This is a genomic window from Deinococcus yavapaiensis KR-236 (genome assembly GCF_003217515.1).
In the GTDB taxonomy this organism is placed as follows: Bacteria; Deinococcota; Deinococci; order Deinococcales; family Deinococcaceae; genus Deinococcus_A; species Deinococcus_A yavapaiensis.
This window is the reverse complement of sequence record NZ_QJSX01000026.1, coordinates 1-24,448: the sequence shown is the minus strand read 5'-3', so window position 1 is coordinate 24,448 and position 24,448 is coordinate 1. Positions and strand designations below refer to the sequence as shown.

The 24,448-nt window shown below is 64.9% G+C and carries 24 protein-coding genes; 7 read left to right on the top strand and 17 right to left on the bottom strand.

What is annotated here, in order from left to right:
* Positions 1 to 147 precede the first annotated feature (147 nt).
* Positions 148 to 3,240: a DEAD/DEAH box helicase gene (locus tag DES52_RS21055; protein ID WP_110888831.1), complete on the top strand. Its 3,093-nt coding sequence runs from the start codon at positions 148 to 150 to the stop codon at positions 3,238 to 3,240.
* 45 nt (positions 3,241 to 3,285) lie between these two features.
* Here DES52_RS21055 and DES52_RS21050 read toward each other — a convergent pair whose 3' ends face one another.
* From DES52_RS21050 to DES52_RS21030, 5 genes are all read right to left on the bottom strand, one after another.
* On the bottom strand, positions 3,286 to 4,728 hold the full coding sequence (locus DES52_RS21050; protein ID WP_110888802.1) for a UDP-N-acetylmuramoyl-L-alanyl-D-glutamate--2,6-diaminopimelate ligase: 1,443 nt from the start codon (positions 4,726 to 4,728) through the stop codon (positions 3,286 to 3,288).
* Positions 4,729 to 4,876: 148 nt separating this feature from the next.
* On the bottom strand, positions 4,877 to 5,500 hold the full coding sequence (locus DES52_RS21045) for a deoxynucleoside kinase (protein WP_110888801.1): 624 nt from the start codon (positions 5,498 to 5,500) through the stop codon (positions 4,877 to 4,879).
* Positions 5,500 to 6,111, bottom strand: coding sequence for a deoxynucleoside kinase (locus tag DES52_RS21040; RefSeq protein WP_110888800.1), 612 nt, complete (start codon positions 6,109 to 6,111; stop codon positions 5,500 to 5,502). Before DES52_RS21040 ends, DES52_RS21045 begins: the two co-directional genes overlap by 1 nt.
* 142 nt (positions 6,112 to 6,253) lie before the next feature.
* Positions 6,254 to 7,342 carry a S1C family serine protease gene (locus DES52_RS21035; protein WP_110888799.1) on the bottom strand — a complete coding sequence of 363 codons (1,089 nt, stop codon included), beginning with the start codon at positions 7,340 to 7,342 and terminating at the stop codon, positions 6,254 to 6,256.
* The gene (locus DES52_RS21030) at positions 7,343 to 7,549 is read right to left on the bottom strand and encodes an FmdB family zinc ribbon protein (protein ID WP_110888798.1); all 207 of its coding nucleotides are present in this window, start codon (positions 7,547 to 7,549) and stop codon (positions 7,343 to 7,345) included.
* 113 nt (positions 7,550 to 7,662) lie between these two features.
* Between DES52_RS21030 and DES52_RS21025 the strand changes: the two genes are divergently transcribed.
* Together DES52_RS21025 and DES52_RS21020 are read left to right on the top strand one after the other, a co-directional pair.
* Positions 7,663 to 8,484: an enoyl-CoA hydratase/isomerase family protein gene (locus tag DES52_RS21025; RefSeq protein ID WP_110888797.1), complete on the top strand. Its 822-nt coding sequence runs from the start codon at positions 7,663 to 7,665 to the stop codon at positions 8,482 to 8,484.
* 18 nt (positions 8,485 to 8,502) lie between these two features.
* The gene (locus DES52_RS21020) at positions 8,503 to 9,588 is read left to right on the top strand and encodes a sulfite oxidase (protein ID WP_110888796.1); all 1,086 of its coding nucleotides are present in this window, start codon (positions 8,503 to 8,505) and stop codon (positions 9,586 to 9,588) included.
* 54 nt (positions 9,589 to 9,642) lie between these two features.
* Here the strand turns inward: DES52_RS21020 and DES52_RS21015 are convergent, their stop codons facing one another.
* From DES52_RS21015 to DES52_RS20995, 5 genes are all read right to left on the bottom strand, one after another.
* Positions 9,643 to 10,758 (bottom strand): LLM class flavin-dependent oxidoreductase, encoded by a 1,116-nt coding sequence (locus DES52_RS21015; RefSeq protein ID WP_110888795.1) that lies wholly within the window; start codon positions 10,756 to 10,758, stop codon positions 9,643 to 9,645.
* A gap of 11 nt (positions 10,759 to 10,769) precedes the next feature.
* Positions 10,770 to 11,186 carry a hypothetical protein gene (locus DES52_RS21010; protein WP_110888794.1) on the bottom strand — a complete coding sequence of 139 codons (417 nt, stop codon included), beginning with the start codon at positions 11,184 to 11,186 and terminating at the stop codon, positions 10,770 to 10,772.
* 8 nt (positions 11,187 to 11,194) lie between these two features.
* On the bottom strand, positions 11,195 to 12,070 hold the full coding sequence (locus DES52_RS21005; protein ID WP_245901213.1) for a carbohydrate ABC transporter permease: 876 nt from the start codon (positions 12,068 to 12,070) through the stop codon (positions 11,195 to 11,197).
* Positions 12,067 to 12,999 carry a carbohydrate ABC transporter permease gene (locus DES52_RS21000; RefSeq protein ID WP_110888793.1) on the bottom strand — a complete coding sequence of 311 codons (933 nt, stop codon included), beginning with the start codon at positions 12,997 to 12,999 and terminating at the stop codon, positions 12,067 to 12,069. Before DES52_RS21000 ends, DES52_RS21005 begins: the two co-directional genes overlap by 4 nt.
* Before the next feature lie 82 nt (positions 13,000 to 13,081).
* A complete protein-coding gene (locus tag DES52_RS20995; protein WP_110888792.1) occupies positions 13,082 to 14,356 on the bottom strand; it encodes an ABC transporter substrate-binding protein in 1,275 nt (424 codons plus the stop codon).
* Positions 14,357 to 14,765: 409 nt separating this feature from the next.
* Here DES52_RS20995 and DES52_RS20990 point away from each other — a divergent pair, with 409 nt between their 5' ends.
* Positions 14,766 to 15,266, top strand: a complete 501-nt coding sequence (locus tag DES52_RS20990) for a hypothetical protein (RefSeq protein ID WP_110888791.1) — start codon at positions 14,766 to 14,768, stop codon at positions 15,264 to 15,266.
* A gap of 64 nt (positions 15,267 to 15,330) precedes the next feature.
* Here DES52_RS20990 and DES52_RS20985 read toward each other — a convergent pair whose 3' ends face one another.
* The 6 genes from DES52_RS20985 to DES52_RS20960 are packed head-to-tail and all read right to left on the bottom strand — an operon-like array spanning position 15,331 to position 19,901.
* Positions 15,331 to 15,771: a hypothetical protein gene (locus DES52_RS20985; protein ID WP_170131209.1), complete on the bottom strand. Its 441-nt coding sequence runs from the start codon at positions 15,769 to 15,771 to the stop codon at positions 15,331 to 15,333.
* Entirely contained in the window at positions 15,756 to 16,928 is a 1,173-nt protein-coding gene (locus DES52_RS20980) for a DUF1501 domain-containing protein (RefSeq protein WP_110888790.1), read from the bottom strand. The genes DES52_RS20985 and DES52_RS20980 overlap by 16 nt, the downstream gene beginning before the upstream one ends.
* 8 nt (positions 16,929 to 16,936) lie before the next feature.
* Positions 16,937 to 18,220 carry a DUF1800 domain-containing protein gene (locus DES52_RS20975; protein ID WP_110888789.1) on the bottom strand — a complete coding sequence of 428 codons (1,284 nt, stop codon included), beginning with the start codon at positions 18,218 to 18,220 and terminating at the stop codon, positions 16,937 to 16,939.
* 40 nt (positions 18,221 to 18,260) lie between these two features.
* The gene (locus DES52_RS20970; RefSeq protein WP_245901212.1) at positions 18,261 to 19,034 is read right to left on the bottom strand and encodes an outer membrane lipoprotein-sorting protein; all 774 of its coding nucleotides are present in this window, start codon (positions 19,032 to 19,034) and stop codon (positions 18,261 to 18,263) included.
* Entirely contained in the window at positions 19,031 to 19,300 is a 270-nt protein-coding gene (locus DES52_RS20965; protein WP_110888788.1) for a hypothetical protein, read from the bottom strand. Before DES52_RS20965 ends, DES52_RS20970 begins: the two co-directional genes overlap by 4 nt.
* A 43-nt stretch (positions 19,301 to 19,343) precedes the next feature.
* Complete coding sequence (locus DES52_RS20960; RefSeq protein ID WP_245901211.1) at positions 19,344 to 19,901, bottom strand: RNA polymerase sigma factor; 558 nt, start codon at positions 19,899 to 19,901, stop codon at positions 19,344 to 19,346.
* A 63-nt stretch (positions 19,902 to 19,964) separates the two neighbouring features.
* Between DES52_RS20960 and DES52_RS20955 the strand changes: the two genes are divergently transcribed.
* Positions 19,965 to 20,732 (top strand): APH(3') family aminoglycoside O-phosphotransferase, encoded by a 768-nt coding sequence (locus DES52_RS20955; protein WP_110888787.1) that lies wholly within the window; start codon positions 19,965 to 19,967, stop codon positions 20,730 to 20,732.
* On the opposite strand, the gene DES52_RS20950 is transcribed toward DES52_RS20955, so the two are convergent.
* Complete coding sequence (locus DES52_RS20950) at positions 20,705 to 21,511, bottom strand: aminoglycoside phosphotransferase family protein (protein ID WP_110888786.1); 807 nt, start codon at positions 21,509 to 21,511, stop codon at positions 20,705 to 20,707. The genes DES52_RS20955 and DES52_RS20950 overlap by 28 nt on opposite strands.
* Before the next feature lie 78 nt (positions 21,512 to 21,589).
* Between DES52_RS20950 and DES52_RS20945 the strand changes: the two genes are divergently transcribed.
* Positions 21,590 to 21,829: a hypothetical protein gene (locus DES52_RS20945; RefSeq protein WP_110888785.1), complete on the top strand. Its 240-nt coding sequence runs from the start codon at positions 21,590 to 21,592 to the stop codon at positions 21,827 to 21,829.
* A 118-nt stretch (positions 21,830 to 21,947) separates the two neighbouring features.
* Positions 21,948 to 24,212: a S8 family peptidase gene (locus tag DES52_RS20940; protein WP_110888784.1), complete on the top strand. Its 2,265-nt coding sequence runs from the start codon at positions 21,948 to 21,950 to the stop codon at positions 24,210 to 24,212.
* Positions 24,213 to 24,448 lie beyond the last annotated feature (236 nt).

Sequence of the window (24,448 nt, the reverse complement as noted above, 5' to 3'; positions counted from 1 at the left end):
GGGCCGTCCACCATTCGCATACTTCACGCGCCGCGCGACGAGTACACTGAGGTGTCATCGCTCCGCGACGTCGGAGCCTACCCTTCGGAGAACGACCGTGAATCGGCGTTGCTCCCCTCGCTTGCATTGATTGGAGACCTTCAAATCGTGACGACCGCCGCACGACCCTTGACCGCCCTCGTTCCCCGCGCGCCGCTCGGTACCCTTCTGATGCTGCCGCAAGTGGCGCGCGCCGCGCTGTTCGCCGCGCACCCCGGCTCGTCCGTTCTGCTCACGACGCCCGAACGTCTGCACTTGTACGCGGGAGCGGAGCCGCTCGGGTCCGCCTTGTCCGTCAATCCAGGCTTGCGCGAGTGGAGCGGGCGCGAGCGCCACGTCGTCCTCGACGTCGTGACGGCCCTCGACCTGTTTCCACGCGATCCCGACGCGCACGCCCTGACGCTGCGCGTCGGCGAAACGTATCCGCGCGAGGATCTGCTCGCGAAGTTGGAGAAGCTCGGCTACGAGCGCGGCGAGGACGCCGGGTACGAACTGCGCGGCGACCTCCTCGAACTACGCGTCGGCGAGGAAACGATTCGCGCTGAGTTCTTCGGAGACGACCTCGATACGCTGCGCAAAGTCGACGAGTACGGGCAGCCCGGCGAAAAGCTCGAATCCTTCAGCCTCGCGCCCGCCGAGGGCTACCTCAGCGACGTGAAGTGGGACGCGACGCGCCTCGAATTGCTGCCCGGGCGAATCTTTCTGGATTCGCCCGAATTCTTCGGTTCGGCGCTCGGTCCGCAACTCGACACGCTGTGGTCGCTGCTTGAGGGCCGTGAAGTGACGAGCTTCGGCCGCGCTCCCCTCGACTTGCCCGACGCCACCGTTGCGCTTCGACCGCTGCCCTTCTACCGCGCCAAGCTTTCCGAATTCGCGTCCCAAGTCGACGCGTGGCGTGCGAGCGGCTACCAGATCTTGATGCTCGTACGCCACGAGCGCACCGCCACCTACCTTTCGCACAACCTCCTCGGAGGAGGCGAACCGAGGTGGCTGACGGGTCCCAAAGTCCGGCCGGGCGACATCGGGTTTCTGCGCGCTCCTGGTGAGGGAGGCTTCGAGGTCGTCGACGAGAAGATCGTCGTGCTCACCGAGGACTTGCTGTACGGATTCCAGGGCGGCGCGGCCCTGCGCGGCAAGAAACTCGCCGGCAAACCTGTCACGGACGCGCTCGGACTCGGCATCGGCGACTTCTTGATCCACCCCGAGCACGGCGTGGGCCGCTTCCTGGGCCTCGAAACGCGCACGGTGCTGGGCGTCGCGCGCGATTACCTGCACTTGGAGTACAAGAACGGCGCGAAACTCTTCCTTCCCATCGAACTCCTGCCCGTCTTGCGTCGCCACCCAGGCACGACCGACGATCCGCCGACGCTGTCGAGCCTCGACAAGAAAGACTGGAGCAAGGCGAGAGAAAAGGCGCGCAAGAACGCTGAGCAACTCGCCGCGAAGCTTCTCGTGCAGTACGCCGCGCGGCAAGTGACGCCCGGATTTTCCTTCGGCCCGCTTTCCGAGTGGGACGCGCAAATCGAGCAGAACTTCCAGTACGAGCTTACCGCCGACCAAGGCACGGCCTTGAAGGAAACGTTTCGCGACCTCGAAGCGCCACACCCCATGGACCGCCTCATCGCCGGGGACGTCGGCTTCGGCAAGACCGAAGTCGCGCTGCGCGCCGCGCACCGCGTCATCGGGCACGGCAAGCAAGTCGCGATGCTCGTCCCGACGACCCTTCTCGCCGAGCAGCACACCGAGACGTTCCGCGCCCGCTTCAAGGACTTGCCCGTTCGCGTCGAGGGACTCTCGCGCTTCACGCCGCCGAAGCAGGAGACGCAGATCCTCAAGGACTTGGCCGCTGGCAAAGTCGACGTCCTCATCGGCACGCACCGCCTGCTTTCCGAAGACGTGTCGTTCAAGGATCTCGGCATGGTCATCATCGACGAGGAGCACCGTTTCGGCGTCGCGCAGAAAGAAAAACTGCGCGCCCTCAAGGGCCTGCCCGAACCCGACAAGTCAGGCAAAGTCGACATCCCGAGCGGCATGAATTCACCCGACGTCCTCAGCCTCTCGGCGACGCCCATTCCTCGCACTTTGTACATGAGCATGGTGGGCTTGCGCGACATGAGCTCCATTCAAACGCCGCCGAAGGGCCGCAAGCCCATTCAGACGGTCCTCGCGCCGTACGAGCCCATCGCCGTTCGCAACGCGATCATGACGGAGATCGAGCGCGGCGGGAAGGTCTTCTACATCCACGACCGCATCGCGTCCATGGGCGCGCGCAGCCTGTATTTGCGCAACCTCGTGCCCGAAGCGCGCGTGGGCGTCGCGCACGGCCAGATGAATGAGGAGGAGCTCGAGGAGATCATGATGGGCTTCTCCGAAGGCGCCTTCGACGTCTTGCTGTCCACCACGATCGTCGAGACGGGCCTCGACATTCCCGAGGCGAACACGATCCTCATCGAGCGGGCCGATCGCCTCGGCCTCGCCCAGCTCTACCAACTTCGCGGTCGCGTCGGGCGACGCGCTCAGGAAGCCTTCGCGTACCTCTTCTACCCGCCGCGCATCACCGAGAACGCGTCGCGCCGCTTGTGGGCCATCGCGGACTTGCACGACCTCGGCTCGGGCCACAAGCTCGCCGAGAAGGACATGGAGATTCGCGGCGTTGGCAACATCCTCGGTGGCGAGCAGCACGGACACGTTCAAGCCGTGTCCATCGAGGTGTACACGGAACTGCTCGCCGAAGCCGTCTCGAAACTCAAGGGCGAGAAGCTCGTGGCCCCCGCGACCGTCAGCATCGACTTGCCCGTCAACGCGCGTCTCACGCCCGCCTACTTCGGTGACGAGGACGAGCGCATCGCAGCGTACGGCCGCATCTCCGAAGCCAAGACCCTCGCCGCCTTGTCACGCATCGAACGCGATCTTCGCAAGCGCTTCGGCGTTCCTCCACAAGAAGTGCAACACTTCCTCGACCTCGCCAAGCTGCGTCTCACCGCCCTCGCGAAGCGCGTCGCGAGCATCAACGACACCATGACGGGCATCAACGTCGCCTTCGCGTACAAGAACCTCGACTACGACGCGTCCGGTCTGCGCAAGTATGCGCACAAGACCGAGGTCACCACGTTTCCGCCGGGCGTCAAGCTCGACAAGAAGGGCCTCAAGCCCGACGAGTACCCGAGGGTGCTGCTCGACATGCTGACCTACTTCGGTTGACCCCGAGCGCGCAAGTCACGAGGGGCGGGAGGCACCCGCCCCTCTTCACGGCGCGGGCCGCAGTGCCCGCCGCGCCTCCGCCGCTTCATCCCAGGGAACCGTCTCGTGCGTGCGCTCCAAAATGTCCTCGGCGCCTTTCCCGGCGAGCAAGACCGTATCGCCGGGCTCCGCTCGCTCGATGGCGGCCCGAATGGCTTCGCGGCGATCGCCGACGAGGAGGAAGTTGCTTCGGCCCGCTTCGCGCGCGCCGCGCGCCATCTCGTTCAGGATGTCGTCCAGGGGCGTGTCACGGTGATCCTCTTCCGTGAAGATCGCGACGTCGGCGAGGCGCGTCGCCGTCTCGCCAAGGGGCGCGCGCTTGCCCGGATCGCGCAAGCCGCCCGCCGAGCCGATCACGACGATGAGACGCCCGAGCGTCGTGGGGCGCAAGGCGGACAGGGCCTTCTCCAGACTCGGCGGAGTGTGCGCGAAGTCCACGATGACCCGCACGGGCTCGGCGGCGACGATCTGCATGCGGCCCGGCACGCCCGCGAAGCGCGCGAGGCCGTCTCGAAGTTCGTCGAGGGTCGCGCCGAGCCGCGCGGCGGCGGCCATCGCGCCGAGCGCGTTGTGGACGTTGAAGCGCCCGATCATCGGGAGACGCGCGTCGAACGAACCCAGCGGCGAGGTCACGGCGAATTCCAGGCCGCCTGGCACGTCGCGGATGTCGAACGCGCGCCAGTCGGCGTCGTGATCGACGCCGTACGTCCACCTCGGCTTCTCGTCGAGGCGGCGGCCCCACGCGTCGTCGGCGTTCACGACCGCGAACTCGGCCCAGTCGACGAGGCGCTTTTTCGCGAGAAAGTAGTCCTCCATCGTCCCGTGAAAGTCGAGGTGCTCGGGCGTGAGGTTCGTCCAGACGGCCACGTCGTACGCGACGCCACGAACGCGGTCGAGTTGCAAAGCGTGGCTGCTCGACTCCAGCACGGCCGCCTCGCCGCCCGCTTCCAGAATTTCGCTCAGCGTCGCTTGCACTTGCGGCGCCTCGGGCGTCGTGAAGTGGGCGGGGAAGTGATGAAGCTCGCCGTCGGGACGCTGATACCCCACCGTCGAAAGCAAGCCCGTCTTCAATCCGGCGCTTCTCAGAAGATGCAAGGTCAGCCAACTCGTCGTCGTCTTGCCGTCCGTGCCCGTCACGCCGACGACCTTCAAGGCGCGGCTCGGATGGCCGCGCAACTCGGCCGCCAGGTCGGCGAGCGCCTCGCGGGCATGCGGTACCTTGAGGTAAGGTACGCTCGCCTCGCCTTCCCAGCCTTGCCCGACGACCGCGACCGCACCTCGCTCGATCACCTCGGGGATGAACGCGTGCCCGTCGAACTTGGCGCCTCGAATCGCCACGAACACGTCCCCGGGCTTCACCCAGTCGGCGTTGTGCGTGACCCCGAGCACGTCGGAATCGCGGTCGGGAGCGGGCAGGGACAAGGCGGCGGCGAGACGCGACAGCAACATGACGTCAATCTAGCAGCGTCGACGCTGTTCGAGACGGCGTCGACGCGAAGGCGATGAAGGACGTTTGGCGAGAACCGGAGAAGGTGCGGGTTCTCGCCCCAGCGGGAGGGTTCTCGAAGCGTGCGGTGTGAGGCTTGCCAGCCCGATGTCACCGCAGCAGTGGCACACCGAAGCCCAGCGCCTCGATGCGGTCGCAGATCCACGCGAACGCCGCGTCGTCGTGCACGAAGTCGAGGTCGTCGCCGGGCACGCGAACGATGGGAGACAGGGCGTACGTGTCGACGAATTCGTCGTACAGGCCGCTGAGACGCAGCAGGTACTCGTCGGGAATTCCTTGCTCGTAGTCGCGTCCTCGCAAGGCGATACGGCGACGTAACGTTCCCAGACCCGCCTCGATGTGAATCAGCAAGTCGGGCTCGCGCAAGGCGGGCAGGATGCCTTCGTAAAGGCCCAGGTACGTCTGCCAATCGCGCCCTTCCATGCTGCCCGACTCGAAGAGATTGCGCGCGAAGATGTTCGCGTCCTCGAACACCGTGCGGTCCTGGATGACGCTTCGCGCTCCGTTGATGAGCTTGAGGTGCTGCTCCAGCCGTTTCGACAAGAAGAACACTTGGCTGTGGAACGAGTAGCGGCGCATGTCGGCGTAGAAGTCTTGCAAGTACGGATTCGTGTCGACCGCTTCGTACACGGGCGCGAGGCCGTACCGCTCGGACAGCAGGCCCGTGAGGCTGCTTTTTCCGCTGCCGATGTTGCCGGAGATCGCCAAGTACATCACGCCACCGCGGCCTCTCCTGGCAGCGCGTCGCGCACGCACCGCAAAACGGCGGCCTCGTCGAGGGCGTTGCCGACGAAATCGTACTGCGCGGCGTCCACGACGAGCAGCGAGCCTTCGTACGTGCGAAAGTACTCGTCGTAGCGGCGGGTGAGTTCGGCAAGGTACGCCGCTTGCATGTCCCGCTCGAACGATCGGCCGCGCTTGGCGATCCGCGACAGCAGCACGTCCGTCTCGGCGCGCAGATACACGACCAGATCCGGCTGCGCGACCCTCGGCTTCAAGTGCTGGTAGAGATCCTCGTACAGCGCGAACTCGTCGTCCTTGAGGTTCATTGCGGCGAAGATGAAGTCCTTGTCGAAGAAGTAGTCCGACACGACGTTTCCGCTGAACAAGTCGCCTTGCACGAGCGCTTGGAGTTGCTTGAAGCGCGACAGCAAGAAGAACGCTTGCACTTGAAAGGCGAACGCTCCCGGGTTCTCGTAGAACTTGGCCAGGAACGGATTTTCCTCGACGACCTCGAGGTTGACACGCGCGTTGAACTCGCGTGCGAGCAAGCGGGTGAGGCTTGTCTTGCCCACCCCGATCGGACCTTCGACGACGACGTACATCGGGAAGCAGTCTAACTGCGTTCACAATGCCTTCACGTGAGGACGGCTTCTTGACAGCGCCCGCGTTCCCCGAACCGCCCGCGTGAAAGGCGGACGAAACGAGAAAGGCCCCGCTCGGGGGCCTCTTCGAAGAAGCGGAAGGTCACAACGTGCGGCGCAGCAAGGTCGCCTTGATGTTGACTTCCTTGCGGTTGCGCCACACGCGAAGCGTCACGCTTTGCCCCGCGCGCTTGGCAGCGACGAGACGGTACACGTCGTACGACGACTTCACCCGCTGGCCGTCCACCGCGACGATGACGTCACCGAGGGTGACGAGCTGGCCGTTGGCGTTGCGTACGCTGCCTCGCAAGCCCGCCTGCGCCCCGGTCGAACCGGCGGGCACCTCGTCGACCAAGGCGCCTTCGCTGCTCGTGAGTCCCAGGCCGCGGCGAAACGCGGGGTCGATGTCGCCGAGGTCCACGAAGGTCACGCCGAGCGTGCCGCGTTGCGGCACGCCGACTCGCTCGAGGTCCTGGACGCTTTGCCGCACGACGTCGCTCGGAATGATCACGCCGATCGCGCCGGGCAGGAAGTTGTTCGTGGCGACGTTCGCGTCCGCGACGCCCACGACTTCTCCTCGTGAATTGAAGATCGGGCCGCCCGAGTTGCCGCTCTGAATGCTCGCGTCGGTCAGCAGGTACTGACCGATTTCGAGGCCCAGATTGTCGGCGCGCGGCAAGCCGCTGATCGCCGTGGAGAACACGCCGGTCGAGATGAAGTTCTGATACGTGAATGGCGCCCCGATCGCGATGAGTCGCTGACCCGGGATGAGACGCGCGCTCGAACCGAACGAAACGGCTTTCGGAGCGGTCACGCCCGACACGCGCAGAATCGCGACGTCCACGCCAGGATCGATGCCTTCGAGCTTCGCGGCGACGCGCCGACCGTCGTGCAGCGTCACCGTGATGCCTTCTTGGAACTGCACCACGTGGTAGTTCGTGATGATGAGGTTGGGCTTGTAGAAGAAGCCCGACCCCGTGTCCGTGGGCGGCTCGCCCGGCTGGAGTTGCGCCTTGGGAATGCGGACGTCGATCTTCACGACCGCCTTGATGGCGTCGCGCGTGACTTCCACCGTGTTGATTTCGTCGGGCGTGACGAGCGCGCGCTGAGCCGTGACGCGGCCCGTGACGTACCCGAGCGTCGCGAGGCTCAGGAGCCCTGCGACGAGAAGCGCCCGACGAACTGCCCGCACTTACTCTCCCGACGCCTTGCTGGTTTCGGCGGGACGGCTGTCGGTGACGTAGAAGCCCGAGCCTTTGAACGCGATTCCCGGACGCGACAAGATGCGCTTGATGGGCGCGCCCGTCTCCGGGTGCGCTGTCAGAGGCGCTTCGGTCATGCTCTGCTTGATCTCGTAGAGTTCACCCGTCTCGAGGTTCTTGTATTGATACGTCGGCACGTCTGCTTTCCTCCGGTTGGACATCCTAGCAAACGTCAAGTGAGTGAATGTGACGGTCGTTCACGCACGGTGAAGGCGCGAAGTATGACGGCGCGGGCTTGTATCGTGCCTGCATGTCACTCGTTCAAGTGCAGACCGCCGACCACGTCGCCCTCGTGAAGCTCAGTCGCCCCGACGTTCGCAACGCCTTGTCCGCCGACCTCGTCGCCGCCCTGCACGACGCCCTCGAAGCGCTGCACGACGACGCGAACGTCCGAGCGGTCGTCCTCACCGGGGAAGGCAAGGTGTTCAGCGCCGGAGCGGACCTCAAGGCCCTGCAGGCCCTCGGCTCGGCGAGCAGCGAGGCCAACAAGGCCGACTCGCAGCGCCTCGCGAGCTTGCTGGAGCGCATCTACACCTTCGACAAGCCGGTCGTCGCCGCGGTCGAGGGCGCGGCTATCGCGGGCGGCGCCGGCCTCGCGTCCGCGTGCGACCTCGTCGTGGCCGGGGAAAGCGCGAAGTTCGGTTACACCGAGGTGAAGCTCGGCTTCGTCGCGGCGATCGTGATGGTGTTCTTGCTGCGCGTCGTCGGTGAGAAGCACGCCCGCGAACTTCTGCTGACGGGCAAGCTCGTGCCCGCCGCCGAGGCGTACCGCATGGGGCTCGTGAACGAGGTCGTGCCCGACGGAACCGCCTTGGAGCGGGCGCTCGGCCTCGCGGGCGTCATCGCCTCGAATTCGCCCACGGCGCTCGCCACGACCAAAGAGATGCTCGCCCTCGTGCCCGGCATGGGCTTGGCCGAGGCGCTTCGCTACGCGGTGGGCGTGAACGCGTGGACGCGCACGACCGCCGACCTCAAGGAGGGCGTCTCGGCGTTTTTGGAGAAGCGCGAGCCCGTCTGGCCTCGAAACACAATCGGAACTCAAGGAAGCGAGCCGCGCGATCTGTCATCCTGAAGGCATTCAGGAGGCGGTATGACGATTCAGGACAGGTCGAATCTCCCGACGACCCTCGCGGAGAAACGCGCTGCCCTTCGGCCCCTCGAGGACCGAGGCGAAGTGCTCGAAACCCCGCTCGCGCTGCTGCGAGCCTACCGTTTCACGCCGCAAAGCGTCGCGTTCGTCCGCAACTCCAATCCTTACCCCGAGGGCACCGAGACGCTCGAAGCGCCTTCCATGACGGGCACGCTCGAAGTCGGCGGGTTGATCGGGCGGCCATTCACGCTCGATCTCGCTGATCTCGCGTCCTTTCCACTGCGTGAAGTCGAGGCGGTCATGCAGTGCGCGGGCAACGGGCGCGCCTTTTACCGCGACGCGCACTTGATCGAAGGCTGCCAGTGGGGAAGGGGCGGCGTCATGAACGTCTTGTGGGGCGGCGTGCCGCTCTCGGCCCTGCTTGCCGACTCGCACGTGCTGGCGGACGCACGCTTTCTCACCGCGACGGGCGGGGACGGGGACGGTGACGGCTTCGAGAAGAGCGTGCCCCTCGCCGACGCCCTCGACGTCGGCATCGTCGCTTACCGCATGAACGGAGAGGCGCTCGGCGGCGTGCACGGCGGTCCCGCTCGCCTGCTCGTTCCGGGCTTCTACGGCACGGTGAACGTGAAGTGGCTGCGCAAGCTCACCCTCACCCGAGACGAGACGAGCCACGAAGCGCAGCAGGAACGTTACCGGACGCTTCACCCGGACGGACGCCGAACGCCGTGCTGGCGGCAACTTCTCAAAAGCGTGATCTGGACGCCCGAGGAAGGAGAGATCGTGCGGGGAACCGTCACGTTCTCGGGTTGTGCCTTCAACGATGGTCGAAGCTCCATCTCGAAGGTGGAGCTTTCCGTCGATGGCGGGCGGTCGTGGAGCGAAGCCACCTTGGAGGTCGAGTCGAGCCGCTTCGGATGGCGCCGCTGGGAACTCGTCGCGACCTTGGCGCGAGGCGAGCACGAGGTGTGGTGCCGCGCGACGGACGAGCACGGCGTCACCCAGCCTCTCGATCCCGAAGACGACTGGAATCCCGACGGTTACGAATTCAACGCGGCGGACAAAGTGCGCTTCGAGGTTCGGTAGCGCCGAAGCGCGTGCGGAACCGAGCGCCGCTCGGTTCCGCACGCGCGCGGCGCCTCAAGCGACGGGCGCGACCGTGGCCGTGTGGATGACGCGCTCCTGCTCGGCCTTGCCTTTCAGAAGCGGCATGACGAGCTCGCCGAAGCGCCGCGCTTCTTCGAGGTGCGGATAGCCGCTGAAGATGAACGTGGAGATGCCCATCGACTCGTAATCGCGAATCTTGTCCGCGACTTGCTGCGGATTGCCGACGATGGCGACGCCGACGCCGCTTCTCGCCATGCCGACGCCCGCCCACAAGTGCGGCTCGACGAGCAAGTTGCCGCTTTGCAGCATTTCGATTTGGCGTCGCTGCCCGACCGAGTCGACGTGCTTGTAACTCTCGACGAACGCGCGGCGCACCTCGGGGTCCACGCGGGAGATGAGGCGGTTCGCCGCTTCCCACGCTTCGTCCTCGGTTTCGCGTACGACGACGTGCGTGCGCAAGCCGTAGCCGAGCGTGCGTCCGTACTCCTTTTCCAATTCTCGCATCTTTCCGAGGCGCTCTTCGAGCATGTCGCGTCGTTCGCCCCACAGCAGGTACACGTCGGCGAGTTCGGCCGCTATTCGCTGCGCGGCTTCGGACGCACCACCGAAGTACAGCGGAATGGGCTGCGCCGGAGGTGGGTCGAGCACGGCGTTCTCGAAGGCGTAGAGGTCCGACTTGTAGCTCACGGGCGGCGCTTGCGTCCACAAGGTCCGCAAGACTTTCATGAACTCGCGCGTGCGCTCGTAGCGGTTCGAGTGCTCCTCGAAGTCGCCGTACATCGCGTTCTCCGCTCGGCTCGATCCGGTCACGATGTTCACGCGCACGCGGCCCGGGAAGAGGTTTTGCAGCGAGGCGATCATCTTGGCGTACATCGCGGGGTGGAACATGCCGGGCCGCACCGCGATCAGCAGGCCCGCTCCGCGTGTCCTCGCGAGGGCCGCGACGGCCGCCGTGTAGTTCTCGTGCTCCGAGTGGTAGTTCGTGGCCGTCAGCAGGCTGGCGAACCCCGCCTCGGCCGCCGTCTCGATAAGGCTGGAGATGTACTCCAAGGTCGGCTTGCGCGGCGGCTTCTCCTTCGTGCCGATAAACTCGCCGTCACGCGAAAGCTGGCAGAACCACAAGAACTCGGATGCAGAAGGCTGGGTCATGGCACGTTCCTTTACTGGATGTTGTTGCAACTCGCGCGTGAACTCGGCGTCGAGTCGGCGTCGGGAGAGAAGCGAACCGAGTCGCCCGCTTGTTGAAGCAACACGAGATGGCTGGCTTTCGAGAGCGTGAATTCGACGCCCGCGAGTTTCGGCGTGACCGCGTCGTTCACGCACACGTCGACGGTCGTCCCGATCGTTCCGGCGAACACTTCCCGCTCTTGCACGCCGCTGTTCGCCTTGAACGAGAAGTAGGAGACGACCGTGCGGTCGTCTCCTACGCCGCGGGCGACGACGTTTCCGCTCAAGTCGCGGTCGAGCGAATTCGTGTCGACCGCGATTCGTACGCTCGCGGGCGTTCCGGGCAGGGCGCCGAGTTGGTCGCAGCTCGCCAGGAGGAGGGGAGCGACGAGGAGAAGGTGTCTGCGCATGCCGTACCTTACGCTTTCACGCCTCCCGCCGTGAGTCCGGCGACGAAGCGCTTTTGAAAAATCACGATGAGGGTGACGACGGGAACGACGGCGATGATGATGGCGGCGGAAATGATCGGCCAGGGAAACGAGAACTCGCCTTGGTAAAGGGTGACGCCGACGGACACGGTTCGCATCGTCTCGCGCGTGTTGAAGGACAAGGCGAGCAAAAACTCGTTCCAGGAATTCACGAAGACGAGCAGGGCCGCCGTGACCATGCCGGGCGCGCTGAGCGGCACGACGACGCGCCACAAAGCGCCGAAGCGCGAACAGCCGTCGACCATCGCGGCGGCCTCCAAGTCTTTCGGGATGGAGGAGAAGAACGCGACGAGGACGAGGATCGCGACGGGCAGGCTCAGGGCGGTGTAAGGCAGGATCAGCGCGGGGTAGGAATTCAGAAGGTCGGCGCCGCGCATGAGGCGGAACAGGGGCACGACGAGACTCACGACGGGAAACATGCTGAACGCGACGACGAGCGTCATGAGAAGGCCGCGCCGCTTGAGGTTGAGCCGCGCGAGGGCGTAGGCGGCGAGGGCGGCGATCACCACGGCGACGACGGTGCTGACGCTCGACACGATCAGCGAATTCAGGAAGAACGTGCCGAACGGCTGCTCGCTGAAGACGCGTCCGTAGTTGCCGAAGTTCGGGTTCGCCGGGATGTAGCGCAGCGGCAAGCTTTGCAAGTCCGTCTCGGCCGAGATGCTCGTGATGAACATCCACGCGAGCGGAAAGAGCCCGCCGAGGATCATCACCGTGAGGCCCAAGCCCTTGACGAACCGCTCGTGAAGCGGAAGTCGCGGCGCGTCGCCGAGGGTGGACGCTCGGGAGCGCGGCACGACGGTCACGCGTCACCTCCTCGCACGTAGCGCACGTACAGAGCAGTGATGGCGAGGCTCACGGCGAACAAGGCGACGCTCAGGGCGGCGCCGTAGCCGAAATCGAGAAACGTGATGCTTTGGGTGTAGGTGTACACGCCGAGGGTCTCCAAGAGGTTCTGGGCGGGCGCCTGCGAGATGAAGACGTACGGAACGTCGAAGACTTGCACGGCGGCGATCACCCGGAAGATCAGGGCGACGGTGAGGGCGGGAACGAGCAGCGGCACGATGATGCGCCAAAACGACTGCACTTTCGTGGCCCCGTCGACTTCCGCCGCTTCGATGAGGTCTTTCGGGACGCCTTGCAGCCCGCCGAGGACGATCAGGGCCACGAAGCTCGAGGTCTTCCACACGATCGTGAAGACCATGGCGGCCACGGCGAGGCCGGGAGTGGAAAGCCACCTCACGGGCTCTTGCGCGCTGACGACGCCGAGGCGCACGAGCCAGTCGTTGAAGACTCCGTACTGCCCGTTGAACAGCCACGCGAAGATCAGGCCGGTGATGACGGGCGGAAGCGCCCACGGCAGCAGCATGGCCACGCGTGCGAGCCACTGCAAGCGCGATTTCACGTGGGCGAGCAGCGCCATCGGCACTCCGACGAGGAAGGATCCGCCGACGGTCATGAGGCCGAAGAAGAGGGTGTTGCGCAGCGCGTTCCAAAATCGCGCGTCACCCAGCATCGTCTGGAAGTTCTTCAAGCCGACGAAGGGCGTGCCGAGCCACGGCTCGGTGAGCTTTTGTGCGTGCAAGCTCAGCCACAAGGTGTTGAGCATGGGGTAGAGCAGGACGGCGCCGAACACGAGCGCGGCGGGCAGCAGCAACAGCAAGGCGAGCGCGCCTTCGCTGAGGTCGCGTCGAGGACGCCGAGACTTGGTTCGCGGAATCGTGGGATTGGCCATAACGAGCTTTCGGCGCGCAGCCGTCGGCGATTGGCAAAATCGACGGTTTATCGATCGCGGGTCGCCGACGGCTGCAAGCTTCTCACCTCACCGCGTCCAAGTCGCGCTGCATGTCGCGCAGAGCGGCTTCCACCGTCTTGTTGCCCGCGACGGCGGCCGAGACGTTCGTGCGGATGATTTCGGAGATGCGCGGATAAGCGGGAGAGGCGGGGCGCGCCTTCGCGGCGAGGACGGTGCTGTAAAGGCTCTTGAAGTGCGGATTGGCTTGAAGCACCTGCCGGTCGTTGTACAAGGCGCGGCGCACGGGGAGGTACGCGCCCTTCACGGCGATTTCGCGTTGAACTTCGGGGCTCGCCATGAATTGCAGCAACTTGGCCGCTTCGGGCTTGTTGCGTCCGAAGGCGTTGAGGGCCCACTCCCAACCGCCGACACACGTCGCCGTCTTGTTCTTGCCGAAAACGGGCAGTGGCGCGACGCCGACTTCGCCTTTGACCTTGGTGGGGTCGGGCGAGTTGCCTTGAAAGTGCGCCCAGGCGTAGCTCCAGTTGTTGCTGAACACCGCTTGGCCTGCTTGGAACTGCTTGCGCGAGTCGTCAGTTCGGATTTCGGCGCTGGACGCCGGAGAGATCTTGCTCTTCACGGCGTCGACCATGAACTGCAGCGCTTGGCGTCCTTGCGTGGAGTTCACTTGGTCGCCGTCACCGCCGCCCGTCCACACGAGTTGCAAGAAGTTGCAAACGGTGCCTTCGATGGGGGCGGCTTGGAAGTTCCAGCCTTGGATGTTGCCGCCCTCGGCTTTTTGAATGCGCTGGGCGGTTTGAATCATTTCCTCCCACGTGCGGGGCACGCGGGCTTTGTACTTTTCGAGCAGGTCCTTGCGGTAGTACAGGAACTGCGCGTCCGTGAAGGCGGGCACGGCGTAGAGGCGGTTGTTGAAGCGCGCGGAGGAGATCGTGCCGGGCAGGAACTGCTGCAAGTACGTTTGGCGCTGCGGAAGCAGGGCGTCGAGCGGTTCGGCCCAACCTGCCGACGCGAACGTGGCCGTGCGAACGACGTCGATGAGGAAAACGTCGAGGCTGGTGTCGCGCGCGGCGAGGACGGTCGTGAGGTAGGCGTTTTGTTGCTCGGAAGTCGCGCCTCCCGTCTCGATGCGAATCTTGATGTTAGGGTTGGCTTGCGTGAAGCGGTCGAAGATCGGCTGGAAGATCTCGGGCCGCTGTTGAGTTCCCATGAAGACGTTCAAGGTCACTTGCCGCTGCTGAGCTTCGGCGTGCGTAGCCACGGTGATGTACCCGACGCCAAGGGCGGTCGAGAGGGCGAACACGGACAGAAGCCGACGGGCCTTCACTCTGTTCATACGGACCTCGCTGCGAATGTGAACTGATCGACACCGCTACTGTACTACGAATCGGAAGCGCTCGATTTATGCCTTGTGCGCGATTGAAGACGCACGGTCACAACGCTGGCGAAAGATTACAAGAAGGATCAATTATTGGCAAGCGAGACGCCAGCGAGCGAAAGGGCCGGATCGTGGCGCGCGGAAAACAAAAGGAACCTCCACGGTCGTGGAGGTCGATTCTTGCATTGGCTTTGGCTTGGCCCGCCGGAGTTCGACTGCGAGTTCGCTCGTGGATCTCCCGCCCCGGTGTCTTCATATTACGCTGATGGCAGAAGCAGTAAATGTGACTTCGTGAATAAAGCTTGCATGGAATTCACCTTGCCTTCATACTCTCGCGCACATGCGGCGCGCCTCCTAGCATGAAGGCATGTCTTTCCCGACTCTCCATCCGGAAAACAAGGCGCTCAATCTCTTGGAGAGTGCCGTCACGCTGTTTCCGAACTTGAGGCCCGAACTCGGCAAGTGGATCGCCTCGCTCGCACGATCCATCGCACGGCCCGTCGACCCGCCGAAAGCCCTGACCGACCTCTCCGAACCGTACGAAGGGCCCGTCGACATGAACCGCGAGACGTACCTCCTCGCGCACGCGCTGTGCGAGTACCGCACGAAAGTCTACCCTAACGGCCTCGCTACCCGCTTCGATCCCGGTGACCAACACAGAGACGACTTGGAAAGCGCCATGAGCCGCTTCGAGGAGCGCCTCGCACGCTCCAAACCGAAAGTCGAACTCGACAACGCGCCTGACGCGGGCGACTACTACGACGGTCCCGAACCTGGCCCTGCCGACGCCGTTCGCCTCGATCCCACCGATCCCGGAGACGCGGGCGACGCCGACGACGACCGAGACGAAGACGGCGCGAGCCGCTGACGTCCCCGCGAGAACCAAAGAGCGAAGGTCGGCTCCTGTTGCCGACCTCCTGCTACGCGGACGTTCAAGACGCTTTCTTCATCCGCTCGCTCTCGTACTGCTTCACGCCTCCGGCGGCCTCGAACGCTTCTCGCAACTCTGCGAGGCTGCGCGTCGGTTTGCTGTTCGCGTCGCCCGGCAACGTTTTCGCGAAAACCTCCAGCACGTCCGGGTAGCCGTCCTCGTCGCTGTCCTCGCTTTGCGTCAGCACGAGGTACAAGACTTCGTCGAACTTCGCCTTCGGATTCTCGCGAAAGCCCTTCTTGAGGGCCTCGCCGAACGAATTCCAAGGAGCGCCGCCGCTCGGATTGACGTGACAGTAGGTGCAGGCCATCGTCTTCGTGCTGAGCTTCGACCCTTCGACGTGAAGCTGGTTGATCGCTTGAGAGCGGTACACGGGCCGCGCGAGCGCGAGCGGAGCGACGCACAGCAAACCCCAGAGCACGAACTTCAACCGGCGATCCACGCGGGGCCCCCGAACTTGCCGCCGAGAATGTCGGCCGACGAAAGGCCCAGCCACTTGTCGAGCGCCTCGGCGTACACGCCGCGAAAGTCTTGCTTGTAGCGCACGTCGCCGTCGGCGAGGTTCTCGAGATCCGGACTTTCGCCGTGAACGCCGCCTTTCACGGCCTTGCCGAGCGTGAACATCACGCCGCCCTGCCCGTGATCGGTGCCCGCCGAGTCGTTCTCGGCGACGCGCCGTCCGAACTCCGAAAAGGCCATCACGACGACCTTGTCGGCGAGTCCTTGCGCTTCGAGGTCGGCTCGGAACGCCACGAGCGAGTTCGCCAGCACCGTGAGCAACTCGTCTTGCTCGGCGCGCTGACCCGCGTGCGTGTCGAACCCGCCGAGGCTCGTGTACAGCACCCGCTGGCCCGTTCCCGACGCGATGAGGCGCGCGATGTCCTTGAGCTGCTCGGGAAAGCGCCCTTGCGGGTACGTCACGCCCGCCTTGTACTTCTTGATGTTCGCCTGGACTTTGGCGGTGTTCTGCGCCATCTGCCGCACCGCCTTCTCCACGAAGGCCACTTCGCCGTCACGTTTGATGTTCAGCAGCGCCGCGTACGCGTCCTCCACGCCCTTGGGAAGCGTCAAGGCGAACGTGTCGAGGTCGTCGATCGTCGGGAGGATCATCGTGTCGGTCCGCAGGGCCTTCACGGGTTGGCGGTCGAGGTTGCTCGCGCAGAAAGGATCGCCGATCTTCTCGGCGATGCGCCCGATCCAGCCTTCGCGCTGCGCCTGCGTCGGATCGGCCGTGTGCCAAATCGCCATGGACGCGAAGTGCGATCGGTTCGGGTTCGGATAGCCGACGCTCTCGATCCAGGCGAGTTCTCCATCATCCCACAGCTTCGACAGAGGTCGCAGCGCGGGATGCATGCCCAAATCCGCCGTGAGGTTCAGCACGTCCTTCTTCGGAATGGCAATGGTGGGCCGAGCGGCGTAGTACGCGGAATTGCTGAACGGCACGAGGGTGTTGAGACCGTCGTTGCCGCCCGTGAGTTGAATCACCACGAGGATCTTGTCGCCGCCCGCGACCGTGGCGGCACGCGCGAGAAAGCCCGGCATGCCGCTCGTCACGGACAAGGCGAGGGCCGAGAGTTTGAGAAAGTCACGTCGTTGCATGGCGGCTCCTAAGCGAGGGCGTATTCGGGCGAGATGAGCGTGAGGTAGGCTTGCTGCGGCACGCCGAGGCCGCGCAGGGCCGCCTCGAAGGGAGCGCGCTCGCGGCCCAGCAACGCGAGGGGAAGATCGGCCGCCTTGACGTCCTTGGAGAGGGTGCTTCCCAACGCGAAACTCGCGGCGGTTTGCATGCGGGTCAAGAGGGCCGTGTCGCTGATCCAGTCGCGGCCGCCCTTCCATCCTTCCACCGTGGGCGGCCCGAGCAGCGCTTGGCCCATCTTCGCCATCTGCTGTACCACTTGCGTGTACCGCTTCTCGTCCTTGAGCTTCGGCTGCCCCAAGGCGCGCACGGTGCCCACCACGTATTCCACGGGGCTCTTGATGATCGCGTGGCGGTTCTCCGGCGCGTAGAAAGTCTCCGACGTCAACAGCGCCGTCAAGATCGCTCGAAGATCGCCGTCCGTGTCGTTCCAAAGCTGCACGAGCTCACGCACGCCCGCGTCGCTCGGCGTGTCGCTCACGAACGCGCGCCACAACTTGCGGCCCACGAAGTCCGCTGTGGCCGGGTGGTGCGTCGCGATGCGTATGACGTCCTCTCCGGTGAGGTTCCCGCTCTGCCCGAGGTACGTCTTGCGGCCCCGGTCGTGCTGGTTGCTTTGAAAGACGAACTCCGGCACGGCCGTCTGAGCGGGGTTGTTGAGACCCAGCAACCCGCGAAACGCCCATCCGGTGAAGGCGCGCGCGCCTTCCTTGACGTCCTCTTCCGTGTAATGCCCGATGCCGGTCGTGAAGAGCTCCAAGAGTTCGCGGCTGAAGTTCTCGTTCGGCTTGCCTTTCTTGTTCTGGTTGTTGTCGAGGTACAACAGCATCGCGGGCGTCTTCGACACTTCCAGCGTGAGCCGCTCGAACTTGCTCAGGCCGTGTTCGCGCAAGACGCGCATGTACCCCTTGAGCATCCCGGCTTGCCGAACTTTGTCCACGCCGATCACGAAGTGGTTGCTCCACGTCAACGCGAGCTTTTCACGCAGCGGATGCGGCGAGTACATCAGTTCGTGCAGCCAGCGCATCTGGGCGAGCCGGACGGCCGCGCCCCCGTTGACGCCTTCGGCCGGATCGAAGGGGTTGTCGGGCAATTCGGTCGTGTCGAAGTTCAAGAGGCGCTCGACGGCCTTTTGGGGGCCGAGGGCGGCGAACTCGCGCGTCAACGCGGCCGTCGCGCCGAATGCCGCGCGCCTCAGGAGGTGCGCGGCGTCTTCGAGCGAAAAGGTGCGAGGTCGGTAAGGTGACAAGGTCATGAAAGCTCCTCTGGAAGATGGAAGGCGAAGTCGCGCTGGTCTACGGATTGGAGTCGGCGCTCGACACGAAAGTTCCGAGCTTGTCTTGCTGCACCGCGCTGATCTTTCCCAAGACGAGGCGAAGCTGGGCTTCCGGAAGGTTTCCGACGAGCCACACGAACCGGGCGCCGACTTTGCGCGCGAACACACCCTCCCCGACTCGGACGTTGCGATCGGCGATGACGAGCGCGAGGACGTTGATGCCGTCCGACAAGGCGATCTCCAGACCGCGCTGCGAACGCAGCAACCGAACGGGCTCGAAGCCGCTCGGCAAGCGCAACCCCGGCAGGGCGGCGAGGACGGCGCGGCGGAACTCGGCACTCGGCAAGCGCGCAGCAGAGCCGTTGGGGCGTCGGCGCGGCGCGTCCTGCACTCGCTCGAAACTGGCGCGACGTATGAGATCGCCGCTCGGGGAGCGCTCCTCGTACGCGAGTGGCACGTGCCACTGCACGTCGACCCAGATCGACCAACGGCTCGCGTTCGCGTTGCTCGGCGTGAGGTCGAAGCGCTTGGCGTCCCGCCCGGCGACCTTGTCGCTCGCCGCGTCGCCCAAGGTGAAGTTGCGGCGTACGAGCCACGGAACGAACTCCACGCGTGGCAACGCGTCGAGCGTGCGCGTCGGGTTGGCGCGCGGCGGGAAGTACACGCTGCTCGTGACCTCGCCGCGCACGTCGAAGCGCTCGGCTTGCCGCAGGATCTGCAGCAAGGCGGGAAGGTCCTGCGCGTGCCCGACTCCGAACGCCGCGAGCAGAACTGCCGACAGCAAAAACCTCACCAGCCGCTCCCCGAGATGGAGTTGTACGTTTCGTAGGCGGCGCTCGTCGGTAACGTCGCGTCTTGACGAACGTACAGAATCGCGCCCAGCATCGCGGCGCTTGCGAGCAAGCCCGACGTCCAAGCGCGCACCACGGAGCGTTGGCGTCGAGCGTGCGCGTCGCGCAAGTGAGGCAGGACGCGCTCGGCTGCCGCGATGTCTGCCGGTCCGAGCGTGCGTGCGCTCGCGAACAAAGCGTCGAGTTGCAGGTCTTGATCGTCGTTCATACGTGCTCCGTCGGTCTAGGGTCGGTCCGATTCGAGGTGAATCTCAAGGAGTGACGCCCCTTCGCAGCAGCAAGGCTTTCAAGGCGGTGCGTCCACGGTTGATGCGGGACTTGACGGTGCCGAGTTCCACGCCGAGCACTTCGGCGATTTCGGCGTATTCCAAGCCCGACAGTTCGCGCAGGACCACCGCTTCGCGCTGATCCGTGGGCAACTGGGCGAGGGCTCGCGACAACTTCTCGCGCAAGTCCGCCGCTTCGCCCGCGCGCACGGGATCGTGCGGAGCGGAAGGTTCCAAGATGTCGTCCAGGGGCACGGTCGCCTTCGTCTCCTTCGCGCCCAAGACCTTGTAACAGGCATTGAGGGCGATGCGGTGCAGCCACGTCGTGAACAACGCGTCACCGCGAAAGTTCCTCAGGTTCTTGTGGACGCTCAAGAACACCTCCTGCACGACGTCGTCCGCGCTTCCCGACCCGACCATGCTGGCGGCGACGGCATGCACGCGCGGCGCGTGACGTCGCACCAACGCCTCGAAGGCAGCGTCGTCTCTGCGAGCGAGCACGGTGAGTTGTGCGTCCGTCCAGGATTCGAAGGAGTCGTTCAACGCGGCCCTCGAATCTTAGAGTCGCAAAGAGACGTGAAAGTTCCCAGACGTTAAAGTGCGCGGATGAACCTCGACCTACCGGAAGCGCTTCGGCGCGTCTTGCCCGTCGCGCGCTGGGAGGAAGTGACCGTCGGGATGTCGAGTTCGAGGGTGTACCGCTCCACACGCCACGTCCTGAAGGTGAAGCGCACGACCGAACCCTTCGACACGCTGTTCGCCGAAAAGGAGAAGTTGCGCTGGCTGGAGGGGCGCGTGCCCGCTCCCAAGGTCGTGGCGTACCTCAAGGACGCCACGGGAGAGTACCTCGCCGTGACGCGCCTGCCCGGCGTCGACATGAGTCACGAGGACGCGCGACTGCATCCTCGCCGCAACGCGGAACTCCTGGCGCGCGCCTTGCGCGAACTGCACGCCCTCCCGATCCAAGACTGTCCGTTCGACGCGTCCTTGAGAACGAAGCTTCGAGAAGCGCGCGAACGCGTGAGCGCCGGATTCGTCGACGAGCAAGACTTCGATGACGAGCGGCAGGGAAGACGAGCCGAGGACGTCTTGCGTGAATTGCTCGGCACCCGGCCGTCTCGCGAGGACCTCGTCGTGACGCACGGCGACCCCTGTCTTCCGAACGTGATCGTCTCCGGCGAATTCGTGGAAGGCTTCGTGGACGTGGGTCGCGCGGGTATCGCCGACCGACACGCGGACCTCGCGCTCGCCGCGCGCAGCCTTTCGCACAACTACGGCCCCGAGTTCGCCGAGCTTTTCCTGGACGCCTACGGCCGCTTTCTCGTGGACGCGTCGAAACTCGCCTACTACCGCTTGCTGGACGAGCTGTTCTGACGAGCGAGTTCCGCGACGATCAGGGCAAGGCGGGCGCCTCGCTCATCGCCGTCCTCCAAATGCCACGCCGAGGACAAGCCGCCGTACGCCAAGATCCACTGCACGAGGCGTTCTCGCTCCAAGCCCGCCCGTTCCGAGACGACGTCGACCCGCCTGCGAAAGCGCTCGGGATTCGTCGCCAGAAGCGGGACCGGGTTGTAGAAGATATTGGCGTAGTCGAAGCTCCGCTCGCCGATCAAACCCTTCGGATCGATGGCGAGCCAACCGCGCTCACCGAACGAGAGGACGTTGCCGTGATGCAAGTCGCCGTGCAGGGGGCGAACGTCTCGAGGCTCGGCGATCAGCCGCTCGGCCGCTTCGAGGGCCGCTCGGTACGTTCCGCCGTACCGTTCGCCCGCGCGCCACAAGGATCGAAACCACTCGCGCAGCGGAGTCAAGGCGGGTGGGTGATCGTTTCTCGGCTCGTGCAGTCGGGCGGCCGTGTCGCACAAGATTCGCGTCGCCTCGTCGTCATCCTCGTGGGCAAGGCGTGTGAGACGACCGTCATCGTTCGCTCGCTCCAGCAACAGGGCGTCGCCATGCAACGCGAGCACGGGCGCCGCGCCACGTCCTTGCCACCACGCGAGCAGCCGTCCGCCGCGGACTTCCTCTTCGAAGCGAGCGACTTTCAGCATGGCGGGCCGTCCCTCGAACAGAACGGGGAGCAGATCGCTGCTGAACGTGCGAATCGGGTCGCCGTCGCGAGTGAGCTTCCAGCGATCGAGGAAGGGGTCGAACACCTCTTCAACTTAGCAACGTCTAAGCCTGCTTGACGTCCTCCTCACGGGCAGACCGTACGGCGCGAGAAAGATAAGCGTATGGACATCCTTGCCGAAACCGTACCGGATGGCGCTCAAAACGAACACGTCGTCGTTCAGAGTCCCCACGCCTGGCTTCCCGAAGGAGCCACGATCTTCCTGGTTCCCGCGCAGCCCCCGTCCTACGACAACCACATGATCCACGAGGGGCAGCACTATCACATTCGGAACGTTCGCGTCGTCGACGGGCACAACCCGAATCGAACGCGAACGGCGTTCGAGGTGACCGACAAAGCCTGACTGCCGCACTTCCACACATCTTCATTCACCTTTTCGTCTGATGAGGCTCTGACGCGCTATGAAGAGCCTCTCAAATTTTTTTCAGGGCGCGTCACACGTGAGCCACTAGGCTAACCGCATGAAGCGAAAGATGGTGATTCTCGGGGCGGCCTTGACCGTCGCGAGCCTCGGCGCGGCGCACGCGGGTCAAATCGATCCGGAACTGCAACGCAAGATGCAGCAGAATCCGAACGGTCAATTTGAAGTCGTCGTGCGTTTCCGCCTGACGCAAAAAGAGAAGGGCAGGCAGCTGTTCCAAGCCTTGCGCAAGCAACTGCGAGACGCACTGCGCACCATCGAGCCTCTCACGGGCGCCGCGCGCGGCCAGGCGAACCGTACGGCGCAGCAAGCCTTGCAGTACGCGGAATTGTGGCTCGATCAGTCGATCGTCCTCAAGACGTCTCCCGCGATCATTCGGACGCTCGCCATCCTGCCGAACGTCGACCGCATCTTCGAGAACTTCGAAGTGCGCCTCGCCCGCCCGCTCAGCGCGACGGGTGCGGCCGCACCGACGGGAAATCCTTGGTATTTGCAAAAGATCGGCGCTCAACAAGCGTGGGCGGCCGGGTTCCGCGGGCAAAACGTTCGCATCGGCCACCTCGACACGGGCATCGATCCGAACTCGCCCGAGTACAAAGGCAAGATTCTCTCCTTCGCCGAGTTCGACGACAACGGAAACCGCGTCGCGAACGCGCAAGCGCGCGATACGCAGCAACACGGAACGCACACGGCGGGATTGCTGGTCGGCAACACGGTCGGCGTGGCACCCAACGCTCGATTGCTGTCCGCGCTCGTCCTTCCAAACGGTTCGGGCACCTTCGCGCAAGTCATCGCCGGGATGCAGTGGGTGCTCGATCCCGACAACAACTCGGCCACGGACGACGGCGCGGACGTCGTGAGCATGTCGCTCGGCTTGCAAGGCACGTACGACGAGTTCGTGCAACCGACGCGCAACATGATCGACGCGGGCGTCATCGCCGTGTTCGCTGTCGGCAACTTCGGCCCGAATGCCGGAACGACGGCCAGCCCGGGCAATATTCCCGAGGCGATTGGCGTCGGCGCGACCGATCAGAACAATCAAGTGGCGAGCTTCTCCAGCCGTGGCCCGGTGAACTGGACTTCGGTCATCAGCGGCACCTTCGTGAAGCCTGATGTCGTCGCCCCCGGCGTGGAAATCACCTCCAGCTTCCCGGGCGGCGGATACGGCTCGCTCAGCGGCACGTCGCAAGCCGCGCCGATCACGGCAGGCGCCGTGGCGGTCATGCTGTCCGCTCGTCCCGGCTCGAGCGTCGACACGATCAAGAACGCGTTGTACACCTCGGCGACGAACCTCGGCGCGAGCGGCAAGGACAACACGTCGGGATACGGCCTCGTGAACTTGCCGGGTGCGCTCGCGAAGCTCGGTGCGGCGGCTCAGCCCGCGCCCCAGCCGCAACCGACTCCACAGCCCACCCCTCAACCGACACCCCAACCGACGCCTCAACCGCAGCCGACCCCGACGCCTCAACCGCAACCGACTCCGCAGCCTCAACCAACTCCGCAACCCACCCCTCAGCCCACCCCGCAACCGACGCCTCAACCCCAGCCCACCCCTCAACCGCAGCCGACGCCGACGCCTCAACCTGCCCGCAAGCCGACCTTGCTGCTCGTCGACGACGATCAAGGTTTTGGAGCGGACGTCACGGCGGCCCTGCGCGACATCCTGCGCGCCAATGCCACGTCGCCTCTGCGCTGGGACGTGCAAACGCAAGGCCCCGTGCCTCTCGCGCAACTGCAACGCGCCGAAGTGGTCATCTGGGCGGCGGGTGAATCCTACGAAAACACCATCAGTGCCCAAGACCAGAACACGCTGCGTCAGTATCTGCAAGGCGGCGGCAAGCTCATCGTGACCGGGCAGGATGTCGGCTTCGACATCGGCGACAGCGACTTCTACCGCAACGTCCTCAAGGCGACGTTCGTCGCCGACTCGTCGACGACCACGAACGTCGTGTCGAGTGGCTTTATCGGCTCGCGCCGCTACGTCCTCAACGCGCCGGGCAGTCAGCAGAATCAGTTCTACCCGGACGTCATCGATGCCAACAGCGGCGCGACGCTCGCCGCGACCTACAACACGCAGGCGGTCTCCGCTCAGTCGGTTCGTACCGACCCGAATGCTCAGCGTGCGCGCGTGAAGGCGGCGCAAGGTGGACGCGTGCGCGCTTTGTCCGCGTCGGACGCTGGCGCGATCGTCCTCAACGATGCGGGCCGTTACCGCACGGTCACGATGGGATTCGGCTTGGAAGGTCTCGATCCGACCAACCGCGACATCCTGGTCAAGGCGCTGTTCGCCTGGCTGCTGCGCTGATAAACCTTCGGCTCGGGGGCGCCTTCGGGCGCCCTTTTTCATGTCGAAGGAGAAGCCCCTTGACAGGTCGCGAACTTTGGACTATTCTTTCTGAGCCTTCAAGGAAGGCGAGCAGGATGACAAGGTGGAAGTGAGGAAGCGGGGCCATCCGACAGGATGGTGAAGACGGTCTCTCCCCCGAGAGGCTCCAGAGCTTCAAACGAAACCCTTACGGGGTTTCACAGCCACGCGAACAA